Raw genomic sequence first — 18263 nt, 5'->3', positions numbered from 1 at the left:
GCTCCTGTGTGTCGTGCTTGTTCTTTTTCTTCTACCAGTTCTTCACAGTACCTCACCCCGCCCCCCTCCCTTTTTTTTTAATCATCCCCCCCCCCCCCCCCGGTGCTGGAACCAACAACTCAGAAAGAATAATCCCCAGAGTTCTTGTATAAGGAGTGTCAAAATGACTACACGCATAACTGTCTCATTGCTGCTTATTGCAGTGCTGCTTACGGCGGCTTCGGCGACGGTGTTTGCTGACGGCCCGCAAGAGGATGATGTTCCTGTGACCAGCGACTACACATCGCAGGATGCCGACGCGATCTCAGAGATTTTCGCGCCGCTAGGCTCGTTCCTCTCGCTTAGCTCGTCTTCCGGGTCCCCGTCAAACTGCAAGCAGAGCGCCTACACACCCCGGAAGTCTGGAAGCAAAGTCAGGGGCAAGATTCGCGGGAAATGCGACAACCGGGTGCCCAGGATGCGCCACAATGCTGAACTGCTGAGGTGGCAGGGCTGGACCGGCGGAGGGTGGCGAGCGATTGGAAGCGTCGGGGTGTATGACAAGAGAAACACCGCCATAGGCTATGCTTACGGCACCACTTCCTGCACAAATCACAAGTTCAAGGTCACGGGAGAAGGCTACGTGATCGACGTAGACAATGTGAAGTACCTTACGGGCACCACAAGCAGGATAGCAAATAATCCCTGCAACCTGTAAGCTGGGCACGTGCGGCAACCGACTTACCATCTAGCTAAAGAGGCCCTGCAATCTTTGGCAGGGCCTCTTCCTTAAGTATGAGGTGTCCTATGAGATTACTGACGATGGTTCTGCTGGCAACCCTGCTATTCACTCTGGCGGCTTTCCCCGCCTGTGCGCAATCCCCATCCAACCCTACGACAGTCGAGCCAGCCGTGGAGCCAGCCGCGGCGAGCGAGGAAGAGCCGAGTGAACCTGAAGAAGAAGAGACCTTGCTGCTGAGATACTATCCGCCACCGCCTGAACTACCCAAAGTGCAGTTGGTCAGCGACGGGCCCGTCAAGTCGGCTGCCGACGGCATCATCCTGAGCGCGGACTGGGACTTCGCGGACGCTCACGTGACAAGGGTGAACGGGGTCAGCCTTCCCTTTATCTGGCCTGAAGCAAGCGCGATAGACCCCGCTCAATCGGTAATTCGCTTTCATACTGACATAGAACCTGGCTATGTATTCGTCGAAGGGTACGCGGTCTTACGTCCTGACGACATAGGTGAATCCCCGTCGGTCAGCGGCGACTTCGGCAAGTTCCAGGAGCCTGCCGCAGAGTATGAATGCACGAGATTCCAAGTTGACCCCTGCATGCGCGCAGGGCCGGGCAACTCCGTCGAGATATACGGCATTCCTGCCGAACTGCTCGAACTGCCCCACCTGCTGGTATTCGCCAAATGGAACATCGACCCGGAGGAAGACCCCGAGGGCGTGGCGATTGCCAACTGGGCCTGGCATATCACTGTAAGGGCGGCACAGAAACCTTGAGTTGCTTTCCTGCGCAATAATCATAGGTCACCTATTCGGGCTTGGCGGCTAAGGCGGCGAACATGACATGCAAAGGTCCAAGGAGATAAGGTTAGCTGATGGCGAACACAGATGCACGAGTAGAAGCCCTTCTGAAGTCCCTAGTGGGCTGTCAATTTCTGGTTACGCTGGTCGAGAGCGGTCTTTCGCCGGAAGACTTGGCAGACCCAAAGGTTAGCCTATGGTTAGCGGCAGCGTCCGCCAATAAGGTGAACATCTACAACGTTGGACACGACCTGATAGCCGCCGACCTGCCCGCTCGCGCCAAATGCAGCTACGGACGCACAATGACCGGATTCCGTGCTACCGTGGATGTGGATATACCGGGGGTCATTGACCCGCCAGACCGATACTCGGTCAACGTAAATGTTAAATGTCACGTCTCGTCAAGCGGCAGACGATACGAATAATAGATGACGATGACTAGCTGGGATTAGCGAGGAGAGTCTTGATGGGTGGAACAATCTTCGTTGAAGCGTTTGGACGCTTCCTCTCGGGAGGCTACCATCCTGATGAAGACCTTTACAGCGTCTTCCGTGCTCGCTCCGTGCTTATGGGGTGGTACACTCCACCGCAACGCAAGCCATCCTCTCTTTCGCCGGTCTTCTGGAGAATGGAAGAAGCCGACCTATGCGAACAGAATGATGCCCTCAGGATTGCGACGGCGCAGGTTGGGCTTGAGGACGGGGTGCCCATCGTTATTGCTCTCCCTGCCCTGCTTCAATGTTTCGACGACTCCCTGCGCCGCTTTGGCGCAGTGGAGTTGTCGGGATACCAAGTAACGGCGAGCGGACTTGAAGCAATGCAAGAGTCGTGGGTCTTCCATTTCACTCAGATGATCAATTACTTCTTCCATCTCTCTGATATGACCAATTACTTTCAGGTATCACATCGGAGTACGGAAGCAACCTTGATAGTGTACGAATTGGCAAAGGGATCTGGGATCCAACTTGCCTCAGAACTTGAAAAATTCAGTGATAATACTTTTAGGTATCAGCGCACGGCACATACCCCTGGTCGGGAAGCCCCTTCTGAAATGAGTCCATGGAACAGAATAGGTCCATGGAACAGAGTAGGTATGAGTGAGTACCTTAGGTTATCGCTTCCGGAAGGTCCTGATGCAGCGGGATGGGCGATGGCATTAGCTTTGGGCGCGATCCTAACTCTGATGGCAGGAACGACCGATGCGAGGCTGTCTCTAACATATGTCGAGCCTGACGATGGCTAATACTCTACGCAAGCATTCCATCACATAGCCTCCTGAGTCGGTCCATTGGGGTTCTTGCAGCGCACGAACCGCTCCCGATGGTTGCGCCAACGACCCGCATTGCGAAAACGGTGATAGGCTCACGCGCGAGATTTCGTGCGGTTCGGTACATTCACCTCAACGGCGATACGCCGTACATGCGCGTATGGCAACGACTCGCGCAAGTCATTCTAGCCCTTCACTATGCGCCCAAGTCAGGTTTGTAACACGCATTGCGCGGCGTGCTACTCAGCAATTGACAACTTTGGAATGCGCACATATAGTCCCTGTTATCTAGAGTGAGTATAGCAATGCAATGTCAGGATGCCGCTGCGGGAACATCGGTCAAGCATGCCAGGTATGTATAACTAGAGTATCCGCCAAGCATCTGCCACGCATGCACCAAGAATGGGAGGACTGGAATGTCTTTGAACGGCAAGGTGGCGCTGGTTACGGGCGCGGCTCGGGGGATGGGCAGGTCTATCGCGCTGCGGCTCGCCAGCGAAGGTGCGAGCATCATCGCCACGGACATCAACGGCGGGCAGGTCGAGCAGACTAGCATCGACATCCGCGAACTTGGGCGCGATGCCATCGCGGTCGAAGCGGATATTGGCGATATCGACGACATCAACCGCGTCGTCGATGAGGCGCTGAGCGCGTTCGGCCGCATCGACATTCTGGTGAACAACGCCGGCGTTACCCGTTTCGCGGACATTATGGACCTGACAGTGGAGGATTGGGACAGAATTCACCGCGTCAACGCGCGCGGCGTCTTCTTCTGCCTTCAGCGTGTCGCCCGCGAGATGATCAGCAGCGGCGACGGTGGCAGAATCATCAACATCGCATCCATCGCGGGCAAGGGCTATTCCGGCACTTCCAACGCTGCTTATGCTGCCAGCAAGGGCGCCGTAATCTCCATGACGCACATTGCCGCGCACCAGCTCGGCGGCTACGACATCAACGTGAACGCCATCTGCCCAGGCGTTACCCGCACGGAAATGTCGCAAGGCAGCATGATACAGCGGTCGCAAGAACTCGGCATCCCGCAGGAAGAATTGGAAGCGCGGCGGAGCGCCGCCATCCCGATTGGCCGCGCAAACGAGCCCGAAGACATTGCGGACATGGCGGCGTTCTTGGCAGGTCCCGGCTCGCGCAACATCACCGGACAGGCGTTCAACGTGGACGGTGGCTTGGTGATGCACTAGACGCCTTATCTTGACAATAATTCGATGATGAAGGAAGGATATTATGCCGTTCTACGAAAGAGGCTCCACTCGCATCTACTACGAAGAGGTCGGCTCCGGGTTCCCTTTGCTGATTATCCCCGGCGGCGGGCTGAACTCGACCATCGCAGGCTTGGACACGGCAGTGCCGTTCAACCCGATGCACACCTACAAGGACGACTTCCGCTGCATCGCCGCCGACCTGCGAAACGCCGATTTGGGGCAGTCGGGCGGTCCATTGGAAATCGACCGCCCGTGGGACGCATACTCCGACGACCAACTCGGTCTGATGGACCATCTCGGCATAGGCGAGTTCTTGGTGATGGGCTTTTGCATCGGCGGCCCCATGATCCACAACCTGCTCAGGTTGGCGCCGGAGCGCATTGTGGCGGCGGCGCTGATGCAGCCGAGCGGGTTCAATCCGGACGCGCCGGACATCTTTTACCAGAACAACACCGCGCGCTGGGGTCCGCCGCTATGCGAGAGACGTCCTGAAGTCACGATGGACGCGGTGCATGAGTTCCTGACCAGCATGTACACGAGCCGCGCCGACTTCGTGTTCACCGTTGACCGCGATTTCGTGCGCAACCTGAAGACGCCGCTGCTCGTCGCGCCGGACAACGTGCCCGCGCACCCATACGAGTGTGCGATGGAAGTCGCCAGCCTCGCGCCCAACGCCGAGGTAACGATATTCCCATGGAAAGATACGCAGCAGCACATCGACGAAGTAGTATCCCACGCCCGCCGCTTCCTAAAGGCGCACGTGCCGGTAGCCACGACTTCCTAGCCGAGACCGACCTAGACTATTTTGTGAGCTTCGCCTTGCGCCGGTTCGCATAGCCGCTCGTGTGCTATATCATGCGCTCTGGCAGCCAACGGCAAATGCCATGCGATTGCGCAAACCATACCCGCCTGGCAAAACGCGCCCGCCACACGTACCAAAAGGAGAACCGATATGCTTGCGGACTTGGTCGAAGTTACGACACCCGAAGGAATAACGCTGTCGGGCGCATACTTCGCGCCTATCGGCACGGGACGAACCGGCTCGGTGGACGCTATCCTATTCTTTCACGGCGACAGCGGCAACTTCTACAGCAGCCTTTACCTAGAACTGGGGCAGCGCATGGCAGAGCGCGGCATTGCCTTTCTGACAGGCAACCGTCGTGGACACGACCATGTTGCGAACGGCGTGCGTGGAGGTGCGCTCGCCGGCTACGCCTTCGAGTCGGTCGATGACTCGCGCGCGGACTTCGGCGCTTGGCTGGGCTTGCTGCGAGAGCGTGGACACCAACGCATAGCCATCGGCGGGCATAGCGGCGGCGCGGTGCGAGCGACATACGCGCAGGCAAAAGAGCGGTTCGCTAATGTGGTAGCGGTCATTCCGGTGTCGCCCGGTGAGTACGACCACGAAGGCATAATTGCCTTGCATGGCGACGATTTCCTGACGCCATTTCGAGATTCCGAGCGAAACATCGCACAAGGTCGTCCGGACACGCTGCTACGCCCCGGCGTCCCTTGGGGATCGACTTGGAGCGCGCGCGCCTTCGTCGATTGCTTCAACCCCGACAACCGCTACAGCGTAACCACGCACGCTGCCAACACCGGCTGCCCAACGCTCTTCATATTCGGCTCCGAAGAGTGCGCCATAGGCGGCACGCAAGAGCTCCCCGTCTGCGGCGCAGCCCACCGCAGCCTAGCAGCCGCCAACTACCCTCATACTCAAGTCCGACAAATCCCCGGTGCCAGCCACGGCTACGCGGACCGCGAAGAGAAGCTGTTCGAAGCGATGTCGGAGTGGCTAGACGGGGTGTAATTCGATAGTCGTATCTTATCCTGTCAATCCTGTCCATCGATGTAAGTTTCAGCGAAGTGGTAACATGAACTCTGTGCATAGCCTACGCTCTGTGGACATTTCAAGATTTCATATCGTCATTCCCGCGTAGGCGGGAATCCAGTGTTTTTCAGACGATGTAAATGATAAGAAATCGGCTATATCTATGACTCTGGATTCCTGCTTTCGCAGGAATGACGGGACGTAATGGTGAAGTGTCCGCAGAACCTAATATATGGATAATATGTGGAGGATTGACGAATGAGCGCAGAGCGGATACCTGACGATGCGCCGGCTGCGGCGCTGTTCCCGGAGTACGGAACGCTGTACGACCTGATTGCGCCTGAGGTCGAGGGGCTGACAGACGAGCAGCTGGACTGGACTTCCGATAAGTGGGGCTGGGCTGAATGGAGCATCCGGCGGCAGATGAGCCACATGGCGTCGCTGCTGTATCGCTGGATGGCGGTGCGCTGGGCGGACACGCTGTTCCCGGAAAGCGATCACGGCATAGAGGATGTCGAAGGCATTGCGGTGTCTGACAACGACAGGGCGCTCGACGTGCGCTACCACGACATGGACGTGATTCTCGGCATACTACGCGAGGGCATCGAGATGGCTCAAGCGATACTCTCCGAGCGCACGGCAGGCTTCCTGCGCAGCAACACGCTGGTCACTGAGTACAACCCGGAGCGAGCCCTCGTCGTCAGCGCCCATCCCCATGGCATCACATTGGACGCTGAGGCAGGCACCGAGACCACCACCCTGGAGGCGACCTTCCGCCACATGTACTTCGAAGAAACCACGCACCTCTACAACATCCAACGCCTAAAGCGAGCGCAAGGCTTGCCCACAGTATCCGAAGTCCCCCAAGTAGGCTACTGGATGCTAGACGGGTGGGATAGGAGCGAACCGGAATAGGACTTATCAGGATGGGTAGGACGTGAGCGCGAGTTCTGTGGCGCTCGCCGCGCCTACACCTCCGCCGTCTCCCGCATCCGTTGCCGCACGTCGTCGGGGATTTCGCGGAGTCGGCGGCGGGTGGGTGTGTCGCGCCGCGCGGCTACGCTGACGCCCGCTTCCGCTATGAGCGCCACGCCGCTTAGATAGTCGGTGACGCTGATGTATTCGGAGTCCACGCCGCCGTCCGGGTCTGGGATGGTCGTGGTGGCGTTGTGCCAGTTGCCGAGCGGGAATGCCAGCCCGGTTACGGCGTAGTCGAAGACGGCGAACCCACTCGCCTCACAGCCACCGCCACTCATCAGATGCCGCTGCGCCTTGAACTCGCTGTCTCGCGCGCGAAGGTTGTCCGCCGCCACGATGAACACCTGCTCGGCGTCCGAATCAAAAGTGTATATGCGGTCGCCCGTGCGTATGACGATGCCTTCGCCCTGCGTAACGCCGGGGATGATAGAACTGGTTTCGACGGACACGACGAGCGTATTCTCCGGCAGCGTGCCCGCCTCTGCCAACAGCCGCGCACCGAAGAGTCCGCCCTCTTCTCCGCGCGTGAAAACTGCGTAAAAATCCGAGTCCCCGCCATCCGCGATAATGCGTTCCAGCGCGCACAAAATCGCCGCGCAGCCCGCGAGGTCGTCCGCCGCGCGCATGCGTATCGTGTCGCCGTCGATGCCGAAATCCGGCAGGTCGAAGATCACCGGCGCGCGCAATGGCAGTTCCGCATCGGTATCTACACGAACCGCGACCAGCCTTTCGCCGTCCGCGTGCTCCGGCGAATCGGCAGGCAACGGTTGAATCACTGCGGATATGCGCTCGCCGTCCGGCATCAGGATGAATGCGGGCACGGTATGCGTCATCGACGCCACCGGCACTCCGCCCTGCGCCTCCGCGATATACAGCCTGCTATTGTTGTTATCGTGGCTATGGTTAGCGTCATCACCGCTATCCCCTGACGCCTGCGCCGGGCGGATTATTTCGTAGCCGGGATGGTCCATATGCGCCACAAATGCGATAGGCGGCTCGCGTTCGGACTCGGGCATCGCGGCGATGCTCGGCGAGATATAGTGCGCGATGATATTGCCGAACTCGTCGCGGCGGTAGTCCATGCCGTCCATCGTGGCGAGCCAGCCGAGCAGGTGCCGCGCGACCGCCCATTCGTGGAATGGCGCCGCCGGATTCGCCGCCAGCGCCGCTAGTGTGTCGAGTGCATGTTGGTCTTGTTTCTTCATAATGCTGCTAGTGTATCATGACAACGGTGTGGGTTGGCAAAAAATGCAGTATTCGTGGCAGCTCTTGCCCGTCCCCTTTACCTGTCCCTTCCCTTTGATATAGAAGGCTGGGATAGAGGTGTTCGAAGCTTGCAAGACTCAATCAGGCGAACAAATGACTTTGATTTTGCACAGCATGATGTTACCATCGTCCTGTGCCATTGTAATCCAAGCACAGGTGAACCTGCGGCGAATCTTCACCGAACCAACTCCGCGAACATCCGCCAGTCTAACAAACGGGATTAGGCACAGATTGCCGAACGACTCTTGTTGACGATATGCCGTGCAAGATAGAGCGATGATGTCAGACTCGCTGATTCGTAGGGCAATGGCAATGTGCGGAAGTGCTCGGGATGCGCAGTAGCAGGTACGGGAGTATGAACGAGGAAATATGGTTTCACGCAGACAGGACGGGCGCGTCGGAAACGTCGCAGAGCAGATACTTGACGGGCTGAACGACAATCAACGAGAAGCCGTAACCGCCATTGACGGCCCCCTGCTCATCGTAGCCGGACCCGGCAGCGGCAAGACGCGCGTTATCACGCATCGCATCGCCTATCTGGTGCGTGTTGTGGGCATCGCGCCGTATCGTATCGCAGCCGTGACATTCACGAACAAGGCCGCTCGCGAGATGCGCCAACGGCTCGTTCCGCTGCTAGGTCAAGCGGCAGAGCAGCTGACCGCGTCCACATTCCACGCCTTCTGCGCGAATGTGCTGCGACGCGAGGGCGAACACATCGGGCTTGACCGCGATTTCGTCATATACGACGACGCCGACCAGATGGCGCTCGTTAAACGCGCGCTCATAGAACTCGAACTCGACCCAAAACGATTCCCGCCGCGCTCCATCCTGTCCGGCATCTCCGGCGCCAAAAGCGAGCTGTTAGGCCCCGACGGCTTGGCGCATCGCTCCGGCAGCTACTGGGACGAGATTATTGTTCGCACCTACGAGCGCTACGAAGACCTGCTGCGCCAGTGCTCGGCGGTCGATTTCGACGACCTGATACTGCGCACATATCAGCTTTTCGAGCGCGTGCCGGATGTCGCCAGCAAGTATCAGGAACGCTATGTCCACTTTATGGTGGACGAGTTCCAAGACACGAACATCGCCCAGTACGCCATCGCCAAGCAGCTCTCGCGGCATCACCTGAATATCTGCGTAGTGGGCGACCCTGACCAGTCCATCTACACCTGGCGCAACGCCGACATCCGCAACATCTTGAGCTTTCAAAACGACTATCCAAAGGCGAAACTCATCGCGTTGGAGGAAAATTACCGCTCCACACAGACGATACTCGACGCGGCGCGCAGTCTCATCGCGTCCAACACGCAGCGCGTGGAAAAGGACTTGTGGACGCGCAACGGCGAGGGCGTGCCCATCACCATCGCCGAAGGATACGACGAAGAGGAAGAGGCACAGTTCGTCATCAGGGAAATACAGCATCTGACGCGCAATTCGGAAGCCGTTGTCGGGCGCAAGCCGTCCGGCGTCGGGCTTGGCGACATCGCGGTAATGTACCGCGTGAACGCGCAATCGCGCGCGCTGGAAGAGGCTTGCTTGCGCTACGGCGTACCGTATCAGGTCGTAGGCGGTATGAAATTCTACCAGCGGCAAGAGGTCAAGGACATCATCGCCTACCTGCGCCTAATCGCCAATCCGGACGACGATGTTAGCCTCAACCGCGTCATCAACCTGCCCACGCGCGGCATTGGCCAGCGCACGCTCGACCATCTGGCGCGCACCGCAAGGGACGCCGGCACATCACAGTTCACGGTCATTCAGTCGTTGTCCGGAGACGCGCAGCGCGATCAAGCAATGCCGGCAGATGCGCTATCCGGCGAAAGCATAGCGATGCAGTCGCCCGCCATCAGCCCGTTCACGGCGCGCGCGAAGACTGCCTTGATAGCGTTCGGAAACATCGTAGGCGGCATCGCGGCAGAGCGCGACAACATGGACTTGCTGGACATCATCGATGCCGTGTTGGAGCGCAGCGGCTACCAACGCTGGCTGCTGTCCCAAGAGCGCGGCGAAGAGCGTATGGAGAACATCCAAGAGTTCCGCGCGTCCGCCCGCGAATTTTTGTATGTCGGAAGGGAAGAGGCGCTGACCGCGTTCTTGGAGAGCGTTAGCTTGGTCGCCGATGTGGACAGCATGGAAGAGCGTGCGGACGCCATCACGCTGATAACTCTGCACCAGGCGAAGGGTTTAGAGTTCCCGGTGGTGTTCATGGTCGGCATGGAAGAGGGCTTACTGCCGCACTCGCGCTCGGTGGATGACCCCACGCAGTTGGAAGAGGAGCGCCGCCTGTGCTATGTGGGCGTTACGCGCGCGAAAGAGCGGCTCTACTTGTTGCGAGCGTTCCGGCGAGGATTCCGAGGCGGCTCGGAGCCGGGCATGCCCTCGCGCTTCCTGCTAGATATACCGCAGGAGCTGCAAGCCGCGCCGTCGCAGCCCAAGCGCCCGGGCGCAGGCAATCGCGGCTCGACCAGCCGCCGGGCAAGAACACCCAACGGGACGCAGACTTCGCTTGCCGCATCGGACGAAAGACGTCGCGAAAGCACAGGACGCAGCCAAAATGCCACTACACCGTCCGCAGGCACGCGGCAGTCTGGCAACCAACGAGTTAGCGGCAACCGTACAACCGCCCAGCGCTCCGCCAACCCAACACCAACACGAAGGTTCGGCAGAGCGCCGAGCGTCCCGGGTCAGCGCCCCATTCGCGGCGGCAACACTGCGCCATCATCCCCACACCTAACCACTGGCGACAAAGTAATGCACAAAGTCTTCGGCGAGGGCATAGTAACCGAGTGCAAACCAACCGGCAACGACTTCGAAGTAACCGTAGCCTTCCGAGACGGCGCCGGCATCAAGCGCCTCCTATTGGGCATGGCGCCAATAGAGAAGCTGGACTGACCGCCCTTCGGTGCGCTCTTGACCGCACATATGGTTGCAAAGCCCATCTCTCGCCGATTAACATGGCAGTCCCACAATTCGTCCACTTTCGATTACCACGGAATCAAATGCACAGGAGGAAGAAATGCCGAAGTATCTGTTTCAAGCGTCGTACACGCAAGAGGGTCTGCAAGGCCTATTGAAAGAGGGAGGCACTCAACGGCGCGAGGTTGTGGCTAACCTTGCCGCAGCCTTGGGTGGAAGCGTAGAGGCTTTCTATTACGCTTTCGGGGACCACGACATATATGTAATTGCGGACTTGCCGGATGACGCGACCGCCACCGCGGCGTCCCTCGTAGTGGGAGCTTCGGGCGCGGGCAGTGTCAAGACGACCGTGCTCATTCCGCCGGAGACTGTGGATGATGCGACCGCCAAGGCGGTGAACTACAGACCGCCAGCGAGCTGACGGCACCGCGACAGCAACGCTTATCGCCTAACAGGAGGGGGCTTGTAGAAAGGCTCGCCGTTCTTGCGCGCCCCTTCGTACTCCTCAAACCATTCCCGCCATTCGGAAGACGCCTCTGCGTATCCCAACTCATGTCCTTGGCTGATCTCTAACTTAAGCCCTTAGACTTCCCTTTGGTCTCGACGGCGCTTCCTGAGTTTTGGGGAAAGGGTGTCATAGTATGTTACCCCTCCGGGAATAACGCCGCATTCCCTCGTTCTAGGATCGAACTACTTTCTTGATTATTAGCCACAGATGCCACTCTACCTACAACAATTCACTCGCGGCAGAGCATCTCACAACTCGCGCCGCATCCGCGTGTCCCACCCTCCCTGCATTGTGCGCCGCCGCATTTGAGTGCATAATAGCGCCACTGTGCAGATTCCTAGGCGCTCGCGCTATTCTTCCAACCCCGTGCGGCATTTGAGGGACAACCTTCGTTCCTTGCCCGTGATGCGTAACCGCGACTTGCGCGTGCTGATGTCCGCGTCGTTCTTCGACGCCATCGGCTTCATGGGCGAGCAGGTTATCATCGGCTGGCTGGTGCTGGAACTCACCGACGACCCGCGTATGGTCGGCGTCGCGCTTGCGCTGCGGATGGCGCCGCTATTCTTTCTCGGCATTCCCGCCGGCGCAATCGCAGACATGGTTGACCGCCGCACGCTCATACGCCTGCTGAACATGGTCATGGCGCTGCTCATGGTGGGCATCGGCGCGCTCATCTACATTGAACTGCTGCAAGTCTGGCATCTGCTGGCGTTCGCCGTCGCGGGCGGCTGCGTCAGCGCGATGCACCAGGCGGCGCGGCAGAGCTTTGCCTTCGATGTCGTAGGCCGGGAAAATCTCGTCAGCGGGCTTGCATACGTTGGGCTTGGCATGCGCTTGGGCGGCCTTGCGGGCGCGGTTGCGGCGGGCTATCTCATTGACGGCCCCGGCGCGCACATGGCGTACTGGATGCTCGCGAGCGGCTATATCGTCTCTACACTGCTGCTGAGTCTCATACGCTCGCCCGGGCAGGCGGCGTCTCGCTCGCGCCAGCCGATATTGCAGATATTGCGCGAGTTCATCGACGAGCTTCGCCGCAATAAGCCCCTGCGAATGCTGGTCATCATCGTCGCGGCGACTGAGACGCTGGGCTTTTCCAGTGGCGCGGCGCTGCCGAGCCTCGCGCGCGACGTGCTGGATGTGGGTGCGGAAGGTCTCGGCTGGCTGAACGGCTTCCGAAGCGGCGGCGCGGTCGTCGGCATAATGCTGCTGTCGCTGTTCGGCGAAGTCGGGCGTAAGGGAGTGCTGCTGCTGCTAAACCTGATGGTATTCGGCGCGGCGCTGCTGCTGCTGGGGCAGTCGTCCGCAATCTCCTCTTTCCTGCTTGACGGTGCCGCGAGCGTGCAGGCTTACACAATACTTGGGCAGTCGACCGCCTTCATCATCGCGCTCGTGGCAACGGGAATCATAGGCGGCGCGATGGCGTTGTCCGACATCTTCTCGCAGAGCATGATGCAGAACATCGTCCCCAACGAGCAGCGCGGGCGCGCGATGGGCGCGTGGGTAGTGGGCATCGGCACCGCGCCCATAGGCAACTTGCAAGTGGGATGGCTGACGGCGGCGATTGGCGTTGGCGTCGCGCTCAGCGCCAACGGCGTCGCGCTCGCTCTGGTCGGCGTGGGTATCTTTGCTTTCTACGGCAGGATGCGCCGCATGTAGCGCGCGGACGCTATATTACATCGATGGACGGAATAGCGGATGTTTCGCCTGGTTGGGGCGGCTATTCCGAGATTCGGCGGCGCAGGCTTTCGATCTCTTCAAGCAATTCGCGTTCACGCGCTTCCGCGGCAAGGCGTGCCTCGCGTTCCCTGTCGGCGCGTGCCTCGGCTGCCGCTATCGCCTCGCGCTCTGCTAACACGCGTTCAACCGCTTCCTGCGGCGTCTCGTAGAATATGTCGGGCAGTGTACGATTGACCCAAGCGTTGGTAATTTTGCGGGGCTTTTCGTTCATGATGCATCTCCAGAACAACAAATGTTCGTTTTCGGCATGCTGGAATTGTAGCATCATGATTGGCGATTGAAAATAGGCAAAATAGGGCATTAATCGTCGGCGGCTATTCCGAGATTCGGCGGCGCAGGCTTTCGATTTCTTCAAGCAACTCGCGTTCACGCGCTTCCGCGGCAAGGCGTGCCTCGCGCTCTGCCATGCGCGCTTCGTGTTCGGTTTCCCAGCGGTCGATTGTCTTGACAGTGATTGGATCTAGCACATCGAACTCTTGCCCGTCCCAGTAGAATTCGACATCCAGAAGTTCGATGTACGCCCTGGCGGAACTATCGGCTTCGGTGAAGACTTCGTAAGGCTGGGACTTGCCCACGCTACCGCACTTGCTGCGGCTCTGCTCCAGATTCCTCGGACTTAGCATCTGCGCTAGTGGCAACGGCAGATGTCGCTGCTGAAGTCGTCGGGCGGATGAATGAGAATATGACGGCGACGAAAACTAGGCCCGCGACTATGATGTACGCGGTGCGCAATCCGGCCACAAAGGCGTTCAGCAACCCGGCGTCGCCTGTTTCCGTTACCGCGGATAGGTTGGGCAGGAAGCCCATAGACACCATTACCGCCGACACTATCGCCGTGGCAACCGCTGTGCCGGTTATGTTTCCCGAGTTGCGCACGAGGTTGATGAAGCCGGACATCACGCCGTAACGTCTCTCCGGCACCTGCTGCATTATCGACGAGTTGTTAGGCGGGTAGAATGTGCCCGTTCCGCCCGTCTGAAGCAGCATGCCTATCGCGACAATCCACACCGATGATTCTGTCGTCAGCGTGGACAGCAGTAGCAGCCCGAAGACCGACATGAACAGCCCGCTCACCGTGAACCAGCGATAGCCGAATCGGTCAGACAATCGCCCGCTGATTGGCCCTGTAACTATCATCGAAATCGACGCCGGCACGAAGATGAGCCCGATTTGCTGCGGCGAGTATCCTAGAACCGCCTGCAGGTAGAATGGCAACAGGAAGCGCATCGACGAGTTGCCGATGAACGATATGAATTGAGAGGCGACTCCAAGCGATATGAGGCGCATTCTGAACAGGCGCAGGTCTATCATCGGAGTCTCGCAGCGCAGCTCCCACCAGATAAACACGGCGACCAGCGCCACGAGCGCGGCGCAGCCACCAAGCACCGGCGGGTATGTCCAGCCGAGTCGCGGCGCGGTGGTCATCACCATCAGGAACGACACTAGCGCCGCCGTGGACAGTGCCGCGCCGAGCCAGTCGAAGGACATGCTGCCCACGCCGCGCTTGGAATATATCCGCCCGTCCAGCACCAGAACCGCCGCCGCGATTGCAAGCAGTCCCAGTATGGCTCCGTAGTAGAAGACCCACTGCCAGCCCAATGTCCCGGCGATAAAGCCGCCGAGCGCAGGCCCAGCGACATTGCCCGTGCCAACGACGGTGATGAACGACCCGAGCGCCTTGCCGCGTTCCTCATTCCCGAATGTGGCGAGCACCATCGCCATGCCGGTGCCCTGCGTCATGCTCGCGCCTACGCCCTGCAGTATCTTGAACGCGATGAGCATTGCGATGCTGTCCGACGTCGCCGCGAGCACGCCGCCGACTAGAAAGATGACGAATCCGCCGATATACACGCGCTTGCGCCCGACAATATCGGACATCCTGCCCATCGGCAGCAGCAGCGCGCTGATGGCGAGCGCGTAGCCAATCAGCACCCACTGCGTCGTAGGCAAGTCCGTGCCGAAGTGCTCGGCGATGGTGGGCATCGTAACATTGAGGCTGCCAAAATCGGCGACCGAAGTAAATGTGCCAATAGCGAGCGCAAGAAACACCCACCACTTGTAACTACCGCTCTGCGATAATCCGCGAGCGAAGGAAAGACGGGAAAATATCATAAGGTATGCCGCATGTCATTGTACGCCCCTAGCCATCCCCGCACAACGAATAGCGCCGATGCGAGTCCCATCTCAATTCAGGGGGAAGTCTAACAAGGTGGCGAAATAACCGCCGCACGCCAACCGGTCCGCCACTTCTCAAACCGCGCCGATTTCAGACTCCTCGCGCTGCTTGGAATAACCCTTTGCCGCATTTGAACACACCGGTCCCAAGCCGATATAATCGCGCCCAACACCTTACGGAAGGAACACGCCCATGAACCCTCTTCTAATCCTGCTCATCATGGCACTCATCGCATACGCTATCTTCGCCGCGTACCGCACGCACATCACCATCAAGCGAAAGCGCGAGGAAGAAGAAGACAGCCAATGGCGCGGCCGTCGCCTGCGATGACTACTGCCGCGAAGCCCGCATCCAAGGCGCTGGTCATCATCAAGATTCGGATGGGGCAAACTTGTGCTAGGGCTAATCCCCAAATGAGACGGAATCCTCCCACCCCACCGCCGCCGTCAATGTCAACACCATCAGAACGGTCATCAGGGACGCGGATGTCAGGCAATAGATGCAGTACGATCCAATAAGGAACGCCTGCGTCACAGTGAGGTACGCAGAAAAAGCAAAGCCCATGAACGCGATACCGGCAACGCTCCACCTCAGCATTGCCGGAGGCTGTGCAACACCAAGCGCCGCAAGGTTGCCGAGCAGCAGCATGGCATATCCGACGACACCTAACATTGCCACGGGAATGCCAAGAAATCGCGAGTATTCGCTGGTCGTAACCGCGCCGCAGCCGCCGCTCGCGCCGCACGCCAAATCCGCGCCGCTCAGATACACCACGCTCAGGTATGTGGCAAGCGCCAGCCCAGTGAGGCTCAGCGCAACTGATGCCGACCAGCAGATTGTCCGCGCGCTCAGCGTCATTGCGTCGCTGCCAGCGCCGCCTCGATGGCGTCCCGGAACGGCGCGAAGTCCACACCGCGCACACGCTCTCCGTTCACGAACACGGTCGGTGTGGATGTGACGCCGTTATTCTCCGCAAACTCCGTGTCGGAGCGCACGCGATCAACATATCTGCGCTCGTTCAGGCAGGTTGCGAACTGCTCCTCATCAAGCTCGAGAATGCGCGCAAAGCCGATGAGGTTGTTGTAGTTGTACGCGCCGATGTTTGTACCGGCCCAGTTGTCGAACAGGATGTCGTGGTAGTCCCAAAAGCGGCCTTGCTCGTCGGCGCACTCGGTCGCCTCCGCCGCCCAGACGGACTCCTGCCCCAAGAACGCGAAGTGGCGATAAACGAAGCGCACTTGCCCGGAATCAACATAGTTTTCCTTTATCGGTCGCCCTGCCCCGAGGGCGAAATCACGGCAGTGCACTCATTGGAAATCGCCATACTCCACGACAGTAACGGGCGCGTTAGCGTCGCCGAGGATGTGCGCGTGCGCCGGGAACTCCGTGGCGGCGGTGGGCGCGCCACTGCTGTCGCCGCCGGTCAAGTTCAGCGCGACCACGGCAATAACGGCGACCGCGATCACGACAGCCACCGCGCCGCCGCCGAGCATAATCCAAAGTCTGTTTCGGTTCTCCAAGTTATTTTCGCTCCTTGAAATCGATGATTCTCAATTGGCGCATCCGGTATTGATACGCCAAATCTCAACCTATCCATTATGACATAAAATCAACCAAGGCAAGCCCCGCCGAGCTACCAATCGTCCCTTCCCTCCATTAAGGGCTGATAAGGGCAAGTAAAGTACAGGACAAGTATGAGAACTTGGGAAAGGCGCGGCATTGTGGCGTCTTTTTGTTAGCGCACGGAAAGACAGCCGGAAGCCATGCGCCGCCTGATGCGTCAAAGCAGGATGTGGAAACGGATATGGTTACTTCCCGAAAACTTGCCGCAACCGGAGCACGGATTGAAGATAATCAGCCATCTTGATACCTGAAACGCTCCAATACATACCCATGTCAGCCCATCAGGGGGGAAGCGGCTTCTACGTCACTCACTCCGGCATTCCAGCGTCAATCCAGCGCTCAATTTCTTGGATTTCCTCTTCCTTTAGGAATGGTCCACCCATTGGCATTTTGGGAATGCTGCCTAGACCGCGACGCAGCGAAACGACGAGCGCGGTCTCCGAACCGGGGACGCCCGACTCAATGAACTTCATTCCCATGGCTTCGTCTTCTGCGAGTTCCTGCGGAGTGTCCCAGTAGTACCCGTGGATGCCGGGCAACCCGCGCCGCTTCTCGCGCCGCTCCCAGCGCTGCATGATGTCCGCGAGAATCTGCTGCACGCGCGGCCAGCGAACCATATCGTCGTTATCGCTCATATCGCATACCTCAATTCTCAGCGAATTGGATTATCAACGGCATTGGCTGTTTAGTAATTGGGTATTCAGCCAGCCTAGTCCCTGCGCTGCACAAGCTCGATTAGCACGTCATCAGGTCCTTCTATGTACGACAAACGACCACCGCCGGTAACTTCGGTAATCGGCAGCACGACGCGCACGCCGTCCGCTTCGAATTTCGCCATGTCGGCATCAATATCGTCCACGGCAAAGCCGAAATGCTCTAGTCCCAGGCGGTTCAAGTCCGCGACTGCCGGGTAGTCCGGCGAGCCGTCGGGCTTGGACGAGATATTGAGGCGCACGGGACCGCCCGCGTCCATGCTGATGGTAATCGTGCCGGGCATCACCTCGCGCGCGGATAGAATCTTCGCGTCGAAGTACTTTTCGTACCACGCGGCGGAGGCATGCGGGTCTGCCGCGCGGATGTGTACATGGTTGATAGCGTATGCCATAAGACGAGCATCCTTTCGCTCTCGCGGGCAGGCGAAGTGAATCGCAACCCGCGCAGGTCGTTAACGAGATGCGCGTATCTTAAACTGGCAGCGAAGATTCAGCAACAACGCGGCGCGGTAT

20 protein-coding genes are annotated in these 18263 nt (G+C 59.0%); 11 read left to right on the top strand and 9 right to left on the bottom strand.

Annotated features, from left to right (window positions below; genetic code table 11):
* The first annotated feature begins 163 nt into the window (after nucleotides 1-163).
* The 8 genes from F4X57_08140 to F4X57_08105 all read left to right on the top strand — a co-directional run bounded on the left by F4X57_08140 (nucleotide 164) and on the right by F4X57_08105 (nucleotide 6748).
* Nucleotides 164-697, top strand: coding sequence for a hypothetical protein (locus F4X57_08140; protein ID MYC07124.1), 534 nt, complete (start codon nucleotides 164-166; stop codon nucleotides 695-697).
* Between the two features lie 89 nt (nucleotides 698-786).
* Entirely contained in the window at nucleotides 787-1491 is a 705-nt protein-coding gene (locus F4X57_08135) for a hypothetical protein (GenBank protein MYC07123.1), read from the top strand.
* A gap of 98 nt (nucleotides 1492-1589) precedes the next feature.
* Nucleotides 1590-1940 (top strand): hypothetical protein, encoded by a 351-nt coding sequence (locus F4X57_08130; GenBank protein MYC07122.1) that lies wholly within the window; start codon nucleotides 1590-1592, stop codon nucleotides 1938-1940.
* A 41-nt stretch (nucleotides 1941-1981) separates the two neighbouring features.
* Nucleotides 1982-2758, top strand: coding sequence for a hypothetical protein (locus tag F4X57_08125; GenBank protein MYC07121.1), 777 nt, complete (start codon nucleotides 1982-1984; stop codon nucleotides 2756-2758).
* Nucleotides 2759-3198: 440 nt separating this feature from the next.
* Nucleotides 3199-3981 carry a 3-oxoacyl-ACP reductase FabG gene (locus F4X57_08120; protein ID MYC07120.1) on the top strand — a complete coding sequence of 261 codons (783 nt, stop codon included), beginning with the start codon at nucleotides 3199-3201 and terminating at the stop codon, nucleotides 3979-3981.
* A 43-nt stretch (nucleotides 3982-4024) separates the two neighbouring features.
* Complete coding sequence (locus F4X57_08115; protein ID MYC07119.1) at nucleotides 4025-4786, top strand: alpha/beta hydrolase; 762 nt, start codon at nucleotides 4025-4027, stop codon at nucleotides 4784-4786.
* 168 nt (nucleotides 4787-4954) lie between these two features.
* The gene (locus tag F4X57_08110) at nucleotides 4955-5812 is read left to right on the top strand and encodes an alpha/beta fold hydrolase (protein ID MYC07118.1); all 858 of its coding nucleotides are present in this window, start codon (nucleotides 4955-4957) and stop codon (nucleotides 5810-5812) included.
* Nucleotides 5813-6091: 279 nt separating this feature from the next.
* A complete protein-coding gene (locus tag F4X57_08105) occupies nucleotides 6092-6748 on the top strand; it encodes a hypothetical protein (protein ID MYC07117.1) in 657 nt (218 codons plus the stop codon).
* A gap of 53 nt (nucleotides 6749-6801) precedes the next feature.
* On the opposite strand, the gene F4X57_08100 is transcribed toward F4X57_08105, so the two are convergent.
* The gene (locus tag F4X57_08100; protein MYC07116.1) at nucleotides 6802-8016 is read right to left on the bottom strand and encodes a hypothetical protein; all 1215 of its coding nucleotides are present in this window, start codon (nucleotides 8014-8016) and stop codon (nucleotides 6802-6804) included.
* 430 nt (nucleotides 8017-8446) lie between these two features.
* On the opposite strand from F4X57_08100, the gene F4X57_08095 reads away from it, so the two are divergent.
* The 3 genes from F4X57_08095 to F4X57_08085 all read left to right on the top strand — a co-directional run bounded on the left by F4X57_08095 (nucleotide 8447) and on the right by F4X57_08085 (nucleotide 13157).
* The gene (locus tag F4X57_08095; GenBank protein MYC07115.1) at nucleotides 8447-10969 is read left to right on the top strand and encodes an AAA family ATPase; all 2523 of its coding nucleotides are present in this window, start codon (nucleotides 8447-8449) and stop codon (nucleotides 10967-10969) included.
* 124 nt (nucleotides 10970-11093) lie between these two features.
* Entirely contained in the window at nucleotides 11094-11414 is a 321-nt protein-coding gene (locus F4X57_08090; protein MYC07114.1) for a GYD domain-containing protein, read from the top strand.
* 483 nt (nucleotides 11415-11897) lie between these two features.
* The gene (locus tag F4X57_08085) at nucleotides 11898-13157 is read left to right on the top strand and encodes an MFS transporter (GenBank protein MYC07113.1); all 1260 of its coding nucleotides are present in this window, start codon (nucleotides 11898-11900) and stop codon (nucleotides 13155-13157) included.
* A gap of 61 nt (nucleotides 13158-13218) precedes the next feature.
* On the opposite strand, the gene F4X57_08080 is transcribed toward F4X57_08085, so the two are convergent.
* The 8 genes from F4X57_08080 to F4X57_08045 all read right to left on the bottom strand — a co-directional run bounded on the left by F4X57_08080 (nucleotide 13219) and on the right by F4X57_08045 (nucleotide 18142).
* A complete protein-coding gene (locus F4X57_08080) occupies nucleotides 13219-13449 on the bottom strand; it encodes a hypothetical protein (protein MYC07112.1) in 231 nt (76 codons plus the stop codon).
* Between the two features lie 103 nt (nucleotides 13450-13552).
* Nucleotides 13553-13813 carry a hypothetical protein gene (locus F4X57_08075; GenBank protein MYC07111.1) on the bottom strand — a complete coding sequence of 87 codons (261 nt, stop codon included), beginning with the start codon at nucleotides 13811-13813 and terminating at the stop codon, nucleotides 13553-13555.
* A gap of 1 nt (nucleotide 13814) precedes the next feature.
* A complete protein-coding gene (locus tag F4X57_08070) occupies nucleotides 13815-15350 on the bottom strand; it encodes an MFS transporter (protein ID MYC07110.1) in 1536 nt (511 codons plus the stop codon).
* Nucleotides 15351-15816: 466 nt separating this feature from the next.
* A complete protein-coding gene (locus F4X57_08065) occupies nucleotides 15817-16272 on the bottom strand; it encodes a vitamin K epoxide reductase family protein (protein MYC07109.1) in 456 nt (151 codons plus the stop codon).
* The gene (locus F4X57_08060) at nucleotides 16269-16721 is read right to left on the bottom strand and encodes a thioredoxin domain-containing protein (protein MYC07108.1); all 453 of its coding nucleotides are present in this window, start codon (nucleotides 16719-16721) and stop codon (nucleotides 16269-16271) included. The genes F4X57_08065 and F4X57_08060 overlap by 4 nt, the downstream gene beginning before the upstream one ends.
* A complete protein-coding gene (locus F4X57_08055; GenBank protein MYC07107.1) occupies nucleotides 16722-16934 on the bottom strand; it encodes a hypothetical protein in 213 nt (70 codons plus the stop codon).
* 411 nt (nucleotides 16935-17345) lie between these two features.
* The gene (locus F4X57_08050; protein ID MYC07106.1) at nucleotides 17346-17672 is read right to left on the bottom strand and encodes a hypothetical protein; all 327 of its coding nucleotides are present in this window, start codon (nucleotides 17670-17672) and stop codon (nucleotides 17346-17348) included.
* Nucleotides 17673-17746: 74 nt separating this feature from the next.
* Complete coding sequence (locus F4X57_08045) at nucleotides 17747-18142, bottom strand: VOC family protein (protein ID MYC07105.1); 396 nt, start codon at nucleotides 18140-18142, stop codon at nucleotides 17747-17749.
* Between the last annotated feature and the right edge of the window lie 121 nt (nucleotides 18143-18263).

Source organism: Chloroflexota bacterium, from assembly GCA_009840355.1.
Taxonomy (GTDB): domain Bacteria; phylum Chloroflexota; class Dehalococcoidia; order Lucifugimonadales; family JADFKI01; genus Bin90.
This window is presented reverse-complemented; position numbering and strand designations above follow the sequence as displayed.